Annotated in this window: 19 protein-coding genes; 12 read left to right on the top strand and 7 right to left on the bottom strand. The window is 67.1% G+C overall.

Features of this window, described 5'->3' with window-relative positions; genetic code table 11:
• The first annotated feature begins 304 nt into the window (after positions 1-304).
• Positions 305-1126: an AraC family transcriptional regulator gene (locus ACIG5A_RS32290; protein WP_397247014.1), complete on the top strand. Its 822-nt coding sequence runs from the start codon at positions 305-307 to the stop codon at positions 1124-1126.
• A gap of 6 nt (positions 1127-1132) precedes the next feature.
• Here the strand turns inward: ACIG5A_RS32290 and bla are convergent, their stop codons facing one another.
• Positions 1133-2044, bottom strand: a complete 912-nt coding sequence (gene bla / locus ACIG5A_RS32285; protein WP_397247012.1) for a class A beta-lactamase — start codon at positions 2042-2044, stop codon at positions 1133-1135.
• 116 nt (positions 2045-2160) lie between these two features.
• Between bla and ACIG5A_RS32280 the strand changes: the two genes are divergently transcribed.
• The 3 genes from ACIG5A_RS32280 to ACIG5A_RS32270 all read left to right on the top strand — a co-directional run bounded on the left by ACIG5A_RS32280 (position 2161) and on the right by ACIG5A_RS32270 (position 5513).
• Positions 2161-3042: a LysR family transcriptional regulator gene (locus tag ACIG5A_RS32280; protein ID WP_397247009.1), complete on the top strand. Its 882-nt coding sequence runs from the start codon at positions 2161-2163 to the stop codon at positions 3040-3042.
• A gap of 1 nt (position 3043) precedes the next feature.
• Positions 3044-3955 carry a serine hydrolase gene (locus ACIG5A_RS32275; protein ID WP_397247007.1) on the top strand — a complete coding sequence of 304 codons (912 nt, stop codon included), beginning with the start codon at positions 3044-3046 and terminating at the stop codon, positions 3953-3955.
• 148 nt (positions 3956-4103) lie between these two features.
• On the top strand, positions 4104-5513 hold the full coding sequence (locus ACIG5A_RS32270) for a threonine/serine exporter ThrE family protein (RefSeq protein WP_397247979.1): 1410 nt from the start codon (positions 4104-4106) through the stop codon (positions 5511-5513).
• Here ACIG5A_RS32270 and ACIG5A_RS32265 read toward each other — a convergent pair.
• On the bottom strand, positions 5478-5918 hold the full coding sequence (locus ACIG5A_RS32265; RefSeq protein WP_397247004.1) for a hypothetical protein: 441 nt from the start codon (positions 5916-5918) through the stop codon (positions 5478-5480). The two genes, ACIG5A_RS32270 and ACIG5A_RS32265, sit on opposite strands and share 36 nt — an antisense overlap.
• Positions 5912-6631 (bottom strand): SDR family oxidoreductase, encoded by a 720-nt coding sequence (locus ACIG5A_RS32260; protein ID WP_397247002.1) that lies wholly within the window; start codon positions 6629-6631, stop codon positions 5912-5914. Before ACIG5A_RS32260 ends, ACIG5A_RS32265 begins: the two co-directional genes overlap by 7 nt.
• A 101-nt stretch (positions 6632-6732) precedes the next feature.
• On the opposite strand from ACIG5A_RS32260, the gene ACIG5A_RS32255 reads away from it, so the two are divergent.
• From ACIG5A_RS32255 to ACIG5A_RS32240, 4 genes are all read left to right on the top strand, one after another.
• Positions 6733-7584, top strand: a complete 852-nt coding sequence (locus tag ACIG5A_RS32255) for a helix-turn-helix transcriptional regulator (RefSeq protein ID WP_397247000.1) — start codon at positions 6733-6735, stop codon at positions 7582-7584.
• Positions 7585-7869: 285 nt separating this feature from the next.
• Complete coding sequence (locus ACIG5A_RS32250) at positions 7870-8181, top strand: hypothetical protein (protein WP_397246998.1); 312 nt, start codon at positions 7870-7872, stop codon at positions 8179-8181.
• 171 nt (positions 8182-8352) lie between these two features.
• Positions 8353-8979, top strand: a complete 627-nt coding sequence (locus tag ACIG5A_RS32245; protein WP_397246995.1) for a hypothetical protein — start codon at positions 8353-8355, stop codon at positions 8977-8979.
• A gap of 92 nt (positions 8980-9071) precedes the next feature.
• A complete protein-coding gene (locus tag ACIG5A_RS32240; protein WP_397246993.1) occupies positions 9072-9488 on the top strand; it encodes a PIN domain nuclease in 417 nt (138 codons plus the stop codon).
• 43 nt (positions 9489-9531) lie between these two features.
• Here ACIG5A_RS32240 and ACIG5A_RS32235 read toward each other — a convergent pair whose 3' ends face one another.
• Both ACIG5A_RS32235 and ACIG5A_RS32230 read right to left on the bottom strand, forming a co-directional pair.
• Positions 9532-9810 (bottom strand): hypothetical protein, encoded by a 279-nt coding sequence (locus ACIG5A_RS32235; protein ID WP_397246991.1) that lies wholly within the window; start codon positions 9808-9810, stop codon positions 9532-9534.
• A gap of 61 nt (positions 9811-9871) precedes the next feature.
• Positions 9872-10765 carry a MerR family transcriptional regulator gene (locus ACIG5A_RS32230; RefSeq protein WP_397246989.1) on the bottom strand — a complete coding sequence of 298 codons (894 nt, stop codon included), beginning with the start codon at positions 10763-10765 and terminating at the stop codon, positions 9872-9874.
• A 112-nt stretch (positions 10766-10877) separates the two neighbouring features.
• Here ACIG5A_RS32230 and acpM point away from each other — a divergent pair, with 112 nt between their 5' ends.
• From acpM to ACIG5A_RS32215, 3 genes are read left to right on the top strand one after another with little or no spacing between them, the layout of a single operon-like run.
• Positions 10878-11183: a meromycolate extension acyl carrier protein AcpM gene (gene acpM / locus ACIG5A_RS32225; RefSeq protein ID WP_397246987.1), complete on the top strand. Its 306-nt coding sequence runs from the start codon at positions 10878-10880 to the stop codon at positions 11181-11183.
• Positions 11180-11617 (top strand): SRPBCC domain-containing protein, encoded by a 438-nt coding sequence (locus ACIG5A_RS32220; RefSeq protein ID WP_397246985.1) that lies wholly within the window; start codon positions 11180-11182, stop codon positions 11615-11617. The genes acpM and ACIG5A_RS32220 overlap by 4 nt, the downstream gene beginning before the upstream one ends.
• Positions 11618-11671: 54 nt before the next feature.
• A complete protein-coding gene (locus tag ACIG5A_RS32215; protein WP_397246983.1) occupies positions 11672-12052 on the top strand; it encodes a nuclear transport factor 2 family protein in 381 nt (126 codons plus the stop codon).
• A 2-nt stretch (positions 12053-12054) separates the two neighbouring features.
• Here ACIG5A_RS32215 and ACIG5A_RS32210 read toward each other — a convergent pair whose 3' ends face one another.
• Complete coding sequence (locus ACIG5A_RS32210; protein ID WP_397246980.1) at positions 12055-12513, bottom strand: GNAT family N-acetyltransferase; 459 nt, start codon at positions 12511-12513, stop codon at positions 12055-12057.
• 192 nt (positions 12514-12705) lie between these two features.
• Here ACIG5A_RS32210 and ACIG5A_RS32205 point away from each other — a divergent pair, with 192 nt between their 5' ends.
• On the top strand, positions 12706-13866 hold the full coding sequence (locus tag ACIG5A_RS32205) for an FAD-dependent monooxygenase (RefSeq protein WP_397246977.1): 1161 nt from the start codon (positions 12706-12708) through the stop codon (positions 13864-13866).
• Here ACIG5A_RS32205 and ychF read toward each other — a convergent pair.
• Positions 13856-14935, bottom strand: a complete 1080-nt coding sequence (ychF, locus tag ACIG5A_RS32200) for a redox-regulated ATPase YchF (protein WP_397246975.1) — start codon at positions 14933-14935, stop codon at positions 13856-13858. The genes ACIG5A_RS32205 and ychF overlap by 11 nt on opposite strands.
• Positions 14936-15116 lie beyond the last annotated feature (181 nt).

The following is a 15116-nucleotide window of genomic DNA, read 5'->3' as shown; positions in this document are numbered from 1 at the left end:
GCCGACGGCCTGAATAGGGACGATGGATTCGCCGAGCAGGCCCCAGGCACAGCCGATTCGAATGCGGGTACCAGAATTATCACCGAGGCCGCGGCGGCTGGCCCGACCCGGCCGACGGCGCGGCAACGGTGGACGTAGGCAAGGGCGGTAGGCAGCACGCCGAGATAGGTCCGATCGAGCCAGACACCGACGTCGAGCCCGGACCAGCGCACACCGGGCAACTCCGGTGCGGCAGGCACCCGAGCCAGAACCTCGGCACGGCCCGCCCGCGGGCATCGAACGCCGGTGCGCGGACAATGGACAGGTGAAGCAACGCGAGTGGGTGACCTATCGCAGGCTGCCGGATCATCCGGTGGAGGTGATGCGAGCCCACTTCGAGGGGCACATCTACCATCCGCACAGCCATGAGACGTATTCGTTCGGGTTCACCGAATTCGGGGCACAGGAATTCGACTGCCGGGGCGCGTCACGGCTCAGCGCGGCGGGCATGGTGATGGCGTTCAATCCCGACGAGCCGCACGACGGTCACAGCTGCGACGAGCTCGGATTCACCTATTCGATCGTGCACATCGGCACCGGGCTGGTGACCGAACTGCTGTCGGATCAGGCGGGCAGGCCGGCCGGACCGCCGCTGTTCACCGAACCGGTGCTGCCCGATTCGCTGCTCTCCTCGGCGCTGCGCCGGTTGTACGCGGCCCTCACCGGGCCCGCCGCGCCGCTCGCGGTGGACGAGGCGCTGGCCGCGACGGTTTCGGCGATGGTGCACCGCGGCGCCCGGCCGCCGCTGACCCGCACCGCGCCGAGCGGCGCGGGAACCGATGTCGCACAGCGCGTGCGCGCCGGACTCGACGACCGCTATCTCGAGCCGCTGTCGATGGACGACCTGTCGCGGCTCACCGAATGCAGCCGCTTCGCGCTGTACCGCGCCTTCCGTGCCGAATTCGGCCTGGCGCCAAGCGATTACCAGCGGCTGCTGCGCCTGCGGGCCGCACGCGGGCTGATCGCGGCGGGGCATGCGGTCAGCGAGGCCGCCGCCGCAACGGGCTTCGCCGATCAGGCCCACCTCACCCGCTGGTTCCGGCGCTGCTACGGCATCACCCCCGGCATCTATCGCGCCGCGGGCTGACCGGGCTCAATGCAGGGTGGCGACAAGGTATTTCGCCGCTTCCGCGATCAGCTCCTCGCTGGGTTGCGCGTCGTATCCGCCCGCCCGATCCGACATGATCGCCAGGACAAGCGGCGCCCCCGACGGCGGCGTGACGATCGCGACGTCGTTGGCGCGCCCGTAGCTTCCGGTGCCGGTCTTGCCCGCCACTGTCCACCCCGCCGGCACACCGGCCTTGATGCGCTTGGCGCCGGTGACGCTGCGCACGAGCAGATCGGCCAGCAGCGCCCGCTTGTCCTCGGCCAGCGCGGTGCCGAGAACCAGCGCTCGATAGTCGGTGGCGATCGCCCGTGGGCTGGTGGTGTCGGCGTCGTCGCCGGGGGCCATGGTGTTGAGTTCGGGCTCGTAGTGGTCCAGCCTGCCGACCTGATCGCCGAGGCCGCGCAGGAATTCGTTGAATCCGGCAGTCCCGCCGACATCGTCGAGCAGCAGATTGCCCGCCGTACTGTCGCTGTAACTGACCGCGGCCGCGCACAGTTCGCCGAGCGTCATCCCCGTGCCGACCCGCTCCTTGGTGACCGGCGCGAAGGTGGTGATGTCCGCATCGGTGAACCACACACGAGTTTCCAAGTGCGATATCGGGTTTCGAGCCAGCACCGCAGCCGCGGCGAGCGCCTTGAAGGTGGAACAGAAGGCGAAGCGCTCATCCGCGCGATACGCGAGCATCGCACCCGATCCGGTCGCGACCGCGAACACCCCTAGGCGGGCATCGAATCGGCGTTCGAGCTCGGCGAAGCGAGCCGCAGCCTCCGGCGTCGGGACGGGCTGCGTCGGCGCGAGCACCGGCGCGGCAGGCTTCGCACAGGCCGCCAGCGGGGCAAGCAGGGCGAGGCTCAGCAGCGCGCGACGCCCCCGGTCGATTCCGGCAGAACGAGTCATGTCGTACCTCTCGTGGGTTAGCTCCGTCGTCGGGACCGAGCCTCGCATCGGTCCATGGATGCCGTCCAAGACAGATAGGTGGTGATCAATGCCGAATTGGCATAGGCTGCGCCGCTGTGGATCTAGTTGCCGCATGTAAAGCGTTCGTCGCGGTCAGTGGCCACGGCAGTTTCACCGCGGGCGCCGCCGTGGCGCGCATCCCCCAGTCCGTCGCCAGCCGCCGCATCGCGGCGCTGGAGCAGCGATTCGGTACGCGACTGCTCGAAAGAACTTCGCGCAGCGCCACTTTGACGCCATTCGGGCGCGAGATGCTGCCATCGGCCCGGCGTCTGGTCGAGCTGGCCGAGACGATGGAGCGCACGGCCGCACACGCCAAAATGCGCCCCTTCCGCCTCGCGATTCCGGATACCGGCGGCACGCTGCTGCGCGCACGGCTCGTCGCGGACAGCCGTCAGCGCGGCGTGCCTCTCGAACTGCGCATGGCCACACCTGGCGAGCGCGCGGAACTGGTGCGCACCCAGGAGGTGCACGCCGCCCTGGTCTCGGTACCGCCCGACCAGGGCAGCTGGCGTGTTCCACTGGGCATCGCCGATACCGGCGGACCGTACGGCACACCGCTCTATCTGGAGACATTGCGTGCGGGCCGCGCCGAGCGCGATACCCGCAGGCGCCGCATCGCGCTCCAGCCCGAAGACGACGTGCCGCACATCCGGGATCGGATCACGCGACTGCGCGACGCACTCGGCCTGCAACCGGTGCAGGTCTTCGTCGGCGCTTCCCTGGTCACCGCCGCCGCAGAGGTGCTCGAATCTGGTGATCTGCTGCTCTGTTCGCCGAAGCAGGCCGATGAGCTCGGCATGCACTGGCGGCCGATCGGCGAGCTGGAGCTCGCCCGCGGCTACGACATCGCAGCCGCGCACCGCGAGGACGCCGAACGCGTGCGGACACTGTCATCGGCGGCGATCGCGCGCTGCCTCGGCACACCGGAAGGCAGCTGACATGGGGATGACGACGGCATTGAACGCCGCGCGCGACGAACTGCGCGCCGCGGGATTACGCGGCTCGTTCCTGGTCCGCGACCTCGACACCGGCGACGAACTCGGCATCGACGCCGATGTCGAGTGGCCGATCTCCTCACTGGTCAAGGTTCCGCTCGCGGTGGCGACGCTGGAGCGGATCGCCCGCGGCGAGCTCGACCCGGCGACACCGATCACATTGCGACCCGGCCGCATCACCACCACGCCGGGACCCAACGGCCTCAGCAAGTTCCGGTATCCCGCCACCGTCGCGCTCGACGACCTGCTCTACCTGAGCATCGCGGTAAGCGACAGCATCGCCGCGGACGCGCTGTTCTCCCGCACCCCGCCCCATGCGGTGACCGCTGAACTGCGCCGACTCGGCTACCACGACATCGCGGTGCGCCATCTCATGCGCGACCTCACCGAGACGCCGGTCGAACGGTTCGACCGGGCACAGGCGCATCTGGCGCACACACTCGCGATCGAGGCGGGGACTGCGGGCAACGGGCATCCGGTGCCCCAGCTCGACATCAGCCGCGCCAACACCGGCTCGGCCCGCGCGCTCATCGATCTGCTGCACGGCCTGTGGCGGCCGACCACGATCGAGCCGACGGCCGCGGCCAGGGTACGGGAACTGATGGCGGACAACGTGATCCGCCAGCGCCTCACCCCCGATTTCGCCTCCGACGCGTCGCGCTGGTCGTCGAAGACCGGCACGCTGCTCAACCTGCGCCACGAGGTCGGCGTGGTCGAGCACGCCGACGGACAGGCGCTCGCCGTCGCCGCGCTCACCGAATCGAGCGTCGCCGCCGCCGTCCAGCCCGGCGCGGAGGCGATCATGGCGAAGGCGGCCCGCATCCTCCACAACGAACTGCGGGCGACCCCCTACTGATTTGCGCGTCGCGACCAGTCGGGATGCGCGCGGCGGCAGAGAGTGACTAGGTTCGACTCACATGGTGAGTGGCGAATTTTCGGGAGGGCTGGTCGAGGATCCGGCGAGTGACGTGCGTCGCGGACCGCGCCGCAAACGCGCGCTGCACATCCCGCTGCTGAGTCCGGTCGTCGCCCTGCTCGCCGGTCACCGGCAGGCCACCGCCGACACCATCACCACCGCGCCCGCGCCCGTGCGCCCGATCGATCTCGCCGACGATGCCAGGGTCGCCGAGGTGCTCGAACTGGCCGTGCGGGTCGGCGAAGTGGTGCTGGCGTCCGGGATCAGCGTGATCGATACCACCACCCAGGTGCGGTTCATCGCGGAGACCTACGGGCTGTCGCGCTGCCATATCGACGTCACCTACGACGCCATCCGTATCTGGGCCGACCGCGGCGAGATGCTGCCGCCCGCCAGCACCATGCGGGTGGTCCACCATCGATCGCTCGACTTCACCCGCCTCGCCGCGGTCGACCGCCTCACCCGGCGCATCCGCAGAGAGCTGGTGCCGCCGGAGGAGGCGCGCGCCACGCTGGACGCCATCGTCACCAGGGAGCATCCCTACCCGCGGTGGACCGCGACCGTGGCGTGGTCACTGATGGCCGCCGCCGTCGCCGCGCTGCTCGGCGGCGGCGTGATCATCGGGGCGATCAGCTTCGTCGCCACCGCCGCCATCGACCGCACCAATCGCGTGCTGAACCGGTACGGGCTGCCGTTCTTCTTCCAGCACATGGTCGGCGGCGCGATCGCCGCGACACCGGCGATCCTGCTGTCGACCTTCGCCGACCAGCTCGGCGTCCGGCTCGATCCCACGCTCATCATCGCCGCGGGAATCACCGTGCTGCTCAGTGGATTACAGCTGGTCGGCGCGGTGCAGGACGCGATAACCGGCGCGCCGATCACCGCGTCGGCGCGCATGCTCGAGGTGATGATGATGACCGGCGGCATCATCGCCGGGATCGCGCTGGCGCTGCGGGTCGGCGAAATCGCAGGCGCCACCGTGCCGCCCATCGAAATGACCTCGGGGCGCGGCGCCATCGATCTGCCGGTCCAAGTCGTGGCGGGCGCCGTTACCGCACTCACCTTCGCACTGGCCTGCTACGCCGAGCGGCGGGCGCTTGCCGCGGCCGCGTTCGGCGGCGCCACCGGCATCATCTGCTATCTGCTGGTGCAGGAGGCCGGATTCGGGCCGGTGGTGTCCTCCGGTGTCGCGGCCACCCTGGTCGGCCTGGCCGGTGGTCTGCTCGCCCGCCGTGCGCTCACGCCGCCGCTCGTCGTCGCGGTCGCCGGAATCACGCCGCTGTTACCCGGTCTCAAGGTGTACCGGGGGCTCTACGCACTGCTCAACGACGAACTCCTGATCGGCGCCAACCAACTGCTCGCCGCCTTCGGTGTCGGCTGTGCGCTCGCGGCGGGCGTCACCCTCGGTGAATGGTTCGACCGGACCGTCCGCCGTCCGCGGATCCTCCGCAGCCTCGGGACGCTACGCCGCCCCACCATCCGCCGCAGGACCCTGTAGCGCGGGCTGGACCCAGCGGCGCATGGCGTCGATCGTCGATTCCGGAGAGGTGTTGAAGCACAGGCGGATTCCGGGGGCGAGCTCGGTGAGCACGTTCACGAGGCGTTCGAACAGCAGGGTGTGCTCGGGGACCATGCGCACGGCCGCGCCGATCATCGCGACCTGGAACGTCGCACCGCCCATGGATTCGCGCAGCTTCCGCTCGGCCGCATCGGGATCGGCGGGTACTCGGCAGGATACGAAGTCGAATCCCGCCGCACGCAGCGTCGCCTCCGCCGCATCGATGCGGATGGTGAGCGTGGCCTCGTCGAGGCCGGGATGCTTGCTGTAGTCGAGAGCGCTGGGATGCAGTCCGATCGACAGCAGGGTGCTCGAATTCCGCTGCTCCGCCTCGCCGTTCACCATGAGATCGTTCCATTCCTGTCGAAGAATCCGCCGGTGGGGCCGTCCGGGGCGATGGTGGCCATCCGCACGATCGCATCGGTGCCCTCGGTGATGGTCTGGAAACCACTGCGTCCGTTGATATCCGTGGCCGTGTAGCCGGGATCCACCGCATTGATCCTGATGTCGGGCAGCGCGGCCGCGTACATCGTCGTCAGCATGTTCAGCGCGGCCTTCGTGGTCGGGTAGCCGAGCGCGACCGGCACGATATCCCTCACCTTCGGATCGGTGATGACGGCGATCGAGCCGATGCCGCTGGAGACCATGACGATGCGCGGATGGTCCGACGCGCGCAGCAGCGGCAGAAACGCATGGGTCACCCGCACCTGGCCGAAGACGTTGGTTTCGAATACTTCTCGAAGATCATCGGGGCGGGTATCGGCCGGATCGGTGCGTGGACCGCCGATCCCGGCATTGTTGACCAGCACGTCGAGGCGGCCGAACTGAGACTTCACCGCATCGGCCGCCGCGGCCACGGATTCGTCGGAGGTCACATCGAGTGCGATGAACCGCGTGTGCACACCTTCCTCGGCCAGCTCGGCCACCGCACCGGCGCCGCGCTCAGCGTCGCGGGCCGCGAGGAACACCTCCCAGCCCAATCCGGCCAGGCGCCGCGCGGTTTCGCGCCCGAGGCCCTTGTTCGCCCCGGTTACCAGGGCAATCGTCGCTTCCGTCATGGTCGTCAGTCTCATCCCCGTTCCGCGTCCGCTCCAGGGCCTTCGAGGCATGGGACTGCCGGTACCAGCCCCCGGCGCCGGTGATCCGGCACGATGGAAAAGTGGACAGAAGCGAATTGGCCACGGTGCTGCGCACCGCGCGCTCACGCATCAGCCCCGGCGCGGTCGGTCTACCCGCCGGATCCCGCAGGCAGGTGCCCGGCCTGCGGCGCGAGGAGGTCGCCCAATTGGCCGGGCTCAGTGTCGATTACATCGTCCGGCTGGAACAGGGCCGCGGCCCCAAACCCTCCGTACAGGTACTCAACGCGCTGACCAGGGCGCTGCGCCTGACCGACACCGACCGCGATCTGATCTTCCGGCTCGCCGGATCCGAACCGCCGCAGGCCGGACGCATCCAGATGCTGATCCGCCCCAGCGTGATTCGCCTACTCGACCGCATGGCGGACCTGCCGGTCATGGTGCTGTCCGCCAAATCCGATGTGCTGGCCTGGAATCCGCTCGCCGCGGCACTGCTCGGCGACTTCTCCGAATATCCGGTCGCACAGCGGAATATCCACTGGCAGCGATTCCTCGGCACCGGCCAGCACCGCGTGATCATGACGGCGGACGAAGACGATGCCAACGCCGCCGCCTGCGTCGGCAGCCTGCGCTCGACCAAGTCCAGATACCCGGACGACCCCGAGCTCACTCGCCTGATCGCCGAACTACGCGCCAACAGCTCCCGTTTCGACGACCTGTGGCGAACCGGCCACTCGGGCCGCGTCCGCAGCCTGACCAAGACCATCGCCCACCCCGCCTTGGGCACCCTCACCTTCGACTGCGACGCCCTGCTCGTCCCCGAAGCCGACCAGACCGTCGTCGTCCACTCGGCCGCACCGGGCACCCCCACCGCGTCAGCCGTCGACCTCCTCCGCGTCACCGGCCTCGAACAATTCACTTCCGACCTACCATAGGAGTCACCACCTTCCAGGTGAGTTCGGACTCCAATCATTGGGCGGGGCAATGGATTACTCGAACAGATCATCGTTTCTACCCTTGCAGAAGTTGCAGGCCAGCACGGAATGGGCAACCGATCCACCGCGACTCGACCCACAGCTCGAGAACAGAATGAATGCGGCTTACCGAGCATGGTTCGCCATATTCTTCGGGGAAGAACCGCCCGCGATATCCGGACGGACAGAAGCATCGCCGGGCCGGACGCCCTTCAAGGCGTGTTTCGCGGGTTCCTCTTGGGCGTCATGGAGAAGAAGTTCACCGGTCACGAGCCGATCGAGGACGTCATCGACTACCTCAGCGGTATGAAGGCCCGGCACCCGGAATTGCGCGACCTCGATCCGGTACGGGCCGGTCATTACATCCTGGCGGGGATGCGCGGCGAAACCGCGCGGAACTACAAGGTCGACCAAAATTACGACGTGCTGACGGCGCTCATCGAATTCGTCGCCATGGATACCGATATCACCGAAATCGATACCTATCTGGACGGCGGGGCGGGACGCTACGCGATGGAGCATCTCCGTGGTCCACGGTGGTGGGAGCAACCACGGTAGGGCGTCGACCGAGCCCCGTGGAATTCCGGTGGGGCTCAGTCGATTCCGCCGATAGCACAGCGGGCGCGGGCGCGTCCAGCCGTGGAATGTCTCGTCGACGATTCCTCCTGACCTCCGGATAGGTTCTGGGAGCTGCGCTGTGGCAGCCGGGAGGAGGAGAAGGTGCGGAGGATGTGGACGGGGCGCCGGATGCGCACGGTGCTCGGGGTGCTGCTGGCGGTGCTGGCGGCGGTGCTGATGCTGGGGGCATGTTCGACGAAGGACGCGGGGTCCGGCGCTTCGGCATCGAGCACGGTGTCCAAGACGTCGGCCTCCGCGACGAAGACCGCGACGCCTACGAGTTCTCCTGCGGCACAGGGAAATCCGGGCGAACAGACATGGACCGGCGATCCAGGACGTCCCGCCGCCCAGCAACCGGGCAGGCAGGGCGGAACAGATAACTGCAGCACCGAGAACTGCGGCAACCTCGGCGGTACCGACAACTGCGGCCCCGGCCGGTGCGGCCAGACTGGCCCACTCGACAACTGCACCACCGAAAACTGCGGCCCACTCAAATGCACGGACCAGATCAACTACGCGGGCGACCCCCGATCGAACGCCGAGATCAACATCATCGGCGAACGCGACGGCAAGTGCCCGCCCCCGATCCAGCCCACCGCCACCACCTCGGCCGCCCCGACCACCACGGCAGCCACCTCGAGCCCAGCGCCGACAACAACGACGTCCCCGGCAGCCACCACCTCGGCGGCATCGGAAACCACGTCCACCGCACCGGCGGCTACGCCAGCGGCAAAGTAGCCCAACGCCGCCATCGCCGTCACGACCCGCGATCTCAGCCGCCTCGGGGAACTCGCACAGGATCTGAACAACCCCGACGTCATGGGGCAAGCATGGTCGTGAGCGGTCGCCCGTGGTTGATCGACAAATCAGCCCTGGTCCGGCTCGGCCGATCCCCTGACGCGAACGAATGGGCCGAGCGGATCGAGCGCGGCCTCGTTCGCATCGCCACGGTCACTTTGCTGGAAGTCGGCTACTCCGCCAGGTCCACAGCAGACCTCGCCGAACTCCTCGACCTCCCGCCACTGGCGCGCATGCCGGTGGAATACCTGACACCGGCGTCCGAGGATCGAGTGGTCCAAGTCCTACGCCTGCTCGCGGACCACGGCCATCACCGCGCACCATCAATTCCCGACCTGCTCATCGCAGCGACCGCAGAGCAGGCAAAACTCGCAGTGTTGCACGCCGACAAAGACTTCGAGCTCATCGCGGAAGTCACCGGTCAACCAGTTGAAAGACTCCGCTCCTAATCCACCTCGGGCACCGGGTGTGCGGCTCACCAGCACGCCCTTGTCAGCTGCTGGTTCCGGAACCGCCATCGCCGCTGTTGTGGCCGTGGCCGATGGTGCCGTATCCGGTGTGGTCGGGCTTGTGGCTATGGTCGGGCCAAGGGAATCGGAGCGTCCATGACCGCCCGGTGGATCCTGTCCGCGAGATCCACAGGAACCAGGCACCGCCGATCACGGGTACGACCACGCCGGTAATGATGAAAACTAGTCCTGCCCATCGGTTTTCGGTGACAGCCGCGATAATCGCGGATGCTGCGACGACAGCGATGTAGATCCACCCCATCTACCGAGTGAACCCGAACCGGGAACACCGGTAAAGGATCGATTCGGCATAGGTCTCGGCATCAAGTGGCGGTGGAACCGGCCAGGGCGTCGTATATCCAGTTGTGCGCTCGGCCTACGGTTACACGGTCTTCGAAGAGCTGCTCGGTCAGCGCCCAGTAGCGGTGTATTCGGGGGTCGGCGTCGGTGGCGTCGGTCAGCAACTGCTCGCGGAATCGCGGGGAATCGCGTTCTCCTCGCGCGCGGGCGTGTGCCTCGACGAATCGAGCGAGTTCGCTACCGCCGTGCGGCTTTACACCTTTCGCGACGAGTGGCACCACATCCGCCATCACGTCGCCCACGTCGGCGTACAGCCCTTGGCCGTCACGGATCAGCTCCGGCCGAGACCGCCAGAATTGCCGTCGCACAGCGCTGTTCATGTCGGAGTCGGCGACGAGAGCGGCCAGTCCGGCATAGGCGACGACCTCATCAACGGACGGATCGGCGGGCGGCTCCGGGATATTCCAGGACAGCCAGCCGTCGACGTCGCGGCGGGCTATCGGTGCGAGGACGCGCCGCCAGAACCGTTCGAGGCACTCGTGCACCGCACCGCCGTCCTGTGCCGCGGCCAGCAGCGCGAGCCGCCCGGCCCGCTCCGCCGGTTCGGCTCTCCCGACCGCACGGAGCGACGCCCGCCGCCAGGACAGTGACCTGAATTCGCGATCCAGGCGGGCACTTTCAATGGCGATGGCCTCGGCGATCGTGCACTGTCCGTGCAGCACGTCGGTGATCGATCCGAGACCGAGACCGAGCGCGCGCAATCGCCGGACCAGCAGCAGTCGCTCGGTGGCGCTTTCGGCATCGAACATCCGATGCCCGCCCGCGCTGCGGTGCGACTCCAGAATGCCCTCGTCGCAATAGAACCGGATCGTTCGCACCGCGAGTCCGGTGCTGCGCGCGAGCTCTCCGATGCTCATCGACGCGCGTGTGTCGTCTGTCACAAACCCTTGAACCTCCACCCCGGTGGAGCTTTTAGCGTACTGACACGCCCCGCTCGACATCGAACGAGGTACCGAGGAAAGGTGATTCGTGACTACCACGCAGGAAGAAATCGTCGCAGGCATCGCGGAGATCATCGAGGAGGTGACCGGCATCGACATCGCGGAGGTGACCTTCGAGAAGTCCTTCGTCGACGATCTCGACATCGACTCACTCTCACTGGTCGAAATCGCCGTACAGCTCGAAGACAAATACAGCGTGAAGGTCCCCGACGAGGATCTGGCAAGCCTGCGCACCGTCGGCGACGCGGTCGCCTACGTCCAGAAGATGGAATCCGAAACGCCCACGTTCGCCGCGGAAATGGAGGCGAAGTTCAAGGAAGGCCAAGAGAATTGATCGCCGATCCCCAGCTGAATCCCGCCGCGGTCGAACTGGGCAGCTTCTTCCCACAACCACCGGCCACCGTCTGGCACGCACTGACGGACCCGGACCTGCTGGAGCGCTGGCTCCTTCGACCGACCGGCTTCGCCGCCTCGGTGGGCACCCGCTTCCAATTCACCGCCCAGGCCGCACCGACCGATGGGATCGCCTGTGAAGTGCTGGCGGCCCACCCGTGTGAACAGCTGACCTACAGCTGGACCTATTCACCGGCCGAACATCGATGGATCGTCGACTGGACCCTGCGCCCCCAGGGCCGCGGCACCCGGCTCCTCTTGACACAAACCGGTTTCGACATCGAAGACCGCCGCCAGAAGATGGTCCGCAACGCCACCGAACGCAGCTGGAAACGTCGCGTCCTGCCCCGGCTCGGCGCGGTGATCCACCACTGATCTGATCTACGCTCCACTCGACACGCGATGCCCCTCGACCCGAACGGAGGCGCGATGGCGCTGACCAGGCAACACGTCCGAGAGACTGTCGAAACCTACATTCGGGCGTGGACCACTCAGGACCCGGAGCTGATCGTCACCGTCTTCACGGAGTCGGCCACCTACCACGAGCGCGTGCTCGCCGCCCCGATCCGGGACAGGGACGGCATCCGCGCCTACTGGCAGTCCAAAGTTGTCGAGGGGCAACGCGATATCGAGTGCGACCTGCTGAGCCTCTATGTCGACGGCGAAGTCGCGATCGCCGAATGGGAAGCGCGATTCGTGGACGTCGTCCACGGCGTCCGGAAGCGGATGCGCGAAGTCGCGATCCTGCGATTCGAGGGCCAGCTGATCGCAGGCTTGCGCGAGTACTGGACGTCCGAAGTCATCCAGTAGCCCTACGGCGTCAGCTTCAGCTTGTAACCCACATGCGTGGCCTCGAATCCGAGCCTGTCGTAGAAGCGATGCGCGTCCACCCGGCTCTTGTCCGAGGTCAATTGCACCAGCCCGCAACCACGTTCACGCGCCCGCCGCACACACTCCTCGATCAGCCGAGTCCCGAGCCCGGTGCCACGCACCGCCCGCCCGACCCGCACCGACTCGATCTGCGCCCGCTCCGCCCCTCGATGAGCCAGTCCGGGCAGATAACTCAACTGCGCCGTCCCCACCACAGCACCTTCGTAGTCAGCGACCAGCAACTCCTGCCGCGGATCGCCCTCGATCTCGGCGAAAGCGGCCCGGTAGGGCCCCAGATCATCCGGAGACTCCCGAACGCTGCCCAGCGCATCATCGGCGAGCATCCCCACAACCGCCGCAAGGTCATCGATCGTCGCAATCCGAAAGTTGATCTGCTCCATAGACCGATCCCATCACGAACGCCACAACAAACGAGCCCCACCCGGACTCCCCCGCTTCGCGCGGTGATAGGCGACTCAGGACGGCCGCACATCCACCGAGCACCCTAGGACCAAAACTGACCTAGGCTGCTCCTAACGTGGTCCACGTGGTCCTGATGTCGAGTTGACCGAATCAACGAAGGGCGGCGTGTCATGAGCAAGATCTTGGTATCCGGTGGCGGTGTCGCGGGATCGATGACCGCGTATTGGCTCGCACGGTACGGATTCGACACAGTGGTGGTGGAGAAATCGCCTTCCCTGCGCACCGGAGGTCAGCCGGTCGACGTGCAGGGCGGTGCGTTGACGGTGCTCGAGCGCATGGGCGCCCTCGACGCGGTCCGGGCCCGCCACACCGATAGGCGACGCATGAGCATGGTCGACCGGTACGGGCAGGTCCTGACGGCCAACGATGAGGATCCGTCCTCACTCGAGATCCTTATCGACGAACTGATCCAGATCGAGCACGACCACGGCGAACAGGCCGGAGTCCGATACCGGTTCGGCGACTCGATCACCACGATCACTCAGCACCCCGACCATGTCGAGGTCGGCTTCGAACACGCCGAGACCGAGCGGTTCGATCTGGTGATAGGTGCGGACGGGGTGCACTCCGAGGTACGTGCGCTGTCCTTCGGCCCCGAGGCGAGGTTCGCCCGGTATCTGGGTTGCTATCTGGCATTCTTCGGGCTCGACAACTATCTCGGGCTCTCGCACGAGGGCATGGCCTGTACCGATGGCATCGGCGCAGGAGTCAGCGTTTTCACCGTCCACGACCAGAATGCGCTGCGCTCGGGCCTGATCTTCAAAGCCGCCGAACAGCTTCCACGGCACCTGAGCATCCAGCAGCAGAAGCGATTCATCGCCGACCATGTGGGCGATGTCGGGTGGGAGGCAGCGAATCTCCTCGAACGCCTCGGCACGACCGATGCCCTGTACTTCGACGCGATGACCCAGATCCAGTTGGCGTCCTGGTCGACCGGGCGAGTCGCGCTGGTCGGTGACGCCGCCTACTGCGCCGCCCCGACCTCTGGTCGCGGCACCTCACAAGCCTTGATCGGCGCCTATGTGCTCGCCGGCGAATTGGCTACCGCGGCAACCCATTCAGATGCTTTCGCCAACTTTCAGCGGATCCTCGCCGACTACGTGGCCGACAACCAGCAGTTCGGTCGAACCCAGATCGGCTTCCTGTTCGCACCCCCGACTCAGGAACTCTCGGACACCAACGCCGCCAACCTCGCCCAGTTCAACAACGACAACCCCAAGGAACCAAACCTGAAGATCTACTCTTCCCAGCGGCCGATCACTACACGTTGAAGCGGAACTCGACTACGTCGCCGTCCGCCATGACGTAATCCTTGCCTTCCATGCGGACCTTGCCCGCGGCCTTGGCGGCGGACATGGAGCCGGCGTCGACGAGGTCGGTGAAGGCGACGATTTCGGCTTTGATGAAGCCGCGTTCGAAGTCGGTGTGGATGACGCCCGCGGCCTTGGGGGCGGTGTCGCCCTGGTGGATTGTCCAGGCGCGGGCCTCTTTCGGGCCCGCGGTGAGGTAGGTCTGCAGGCCGAGGGTGTGGAAGCCGGCGCGAGCGAGTGCGTGCAGGCCGGGCTCGGTCTGGCCGATGGATTCGAGGAGTTCGAGTGCGGACTCGTCGTCCAGCTCGAGCAGTTCGGCCTCCACCTTGGCGTCGAGGAAGACCGCATCGGCAGGCGCCACAGCGGCTTTCAGCTCGGCGACCTTCGCCTCGTCGGTGAGCACCGACTCGTCGGCGTTGAAGACGTAGAGGAACGGCTTGGTGGTGAGCAGCGAAAGCTCTTTCAGCAGTTCGGTATCCACCTTGGCGCCCGCCGCGAACAGGGTGGTGCCCGCGTTCAGGATCTCCTGCGCGGCCTTGGCGGCGTCGGCGATCGGCTTGCGGTCCTTCTTGATCTTGGCTTCCTTCTCGAACCGCGGGACCGCCTTTTCCAGGGTCTGCAGGTCGGCGAGGATCAGCTCGGTCTCGATCACCTCGATATCGGCGGTCGGGTCGACCTTGCCGTCGACGTGGATGACGTCGTCGTCGGCGAACACCCGGACCACCTGGCAGATGGCGTCGGCCTCACGAATGTTCGCGAGGAACTTGTTGCCGAGCCCGGCGCCCTCGGAGGCGCCCTTCACGATGCCCGCGATATCGACGAAGGACACCACGGCGGGCACGATCCGCTCGGAACCGAAGATCTCGGCCAGCTGATTCAGCCGCGGGTCGGGCAGCGGGACCACGCCGACGTTCGGCTCGATGGTCGCGAACGGGTAGTTCGCGGCAAGCACGTCGTTCTTGGTCAGTGCGTTGAACAGCGTCGACTTTCCGACGTTGGGCAGGCCGACGATTCCGAGGGTGAGACTCACGCGGCTGCCTCGCTTCGCTCGGCATCCGCGTACGTCTCAGACGCTGTGTTGATTGGTTCGCTCGCTCGCTCGCTCACGAGTAGAGGAGTCTACGCGGTGAGCAGGGCCACCCGACCGGCGCAGTCACCCGGACCGGCCGCACAGCATGTGCGCGCCTCGCGGCACACACTGTGCGGCTGCG

The sequence above is a fragment of the Nocardia sp. NPDC052566 genome (assembly GCF_044547285.1).
Taxonomy (GTDB): Bacteria; Actinomycetota; Actinomycetes; order Mycobacteriales; family Mycobacteriaceae; genus Nocardia.
The sequence above is the reverse complement of the archived record's forward strand: the minus strand, read 5'-3'. Positions and strand labels throughout refer to the sequence as shown.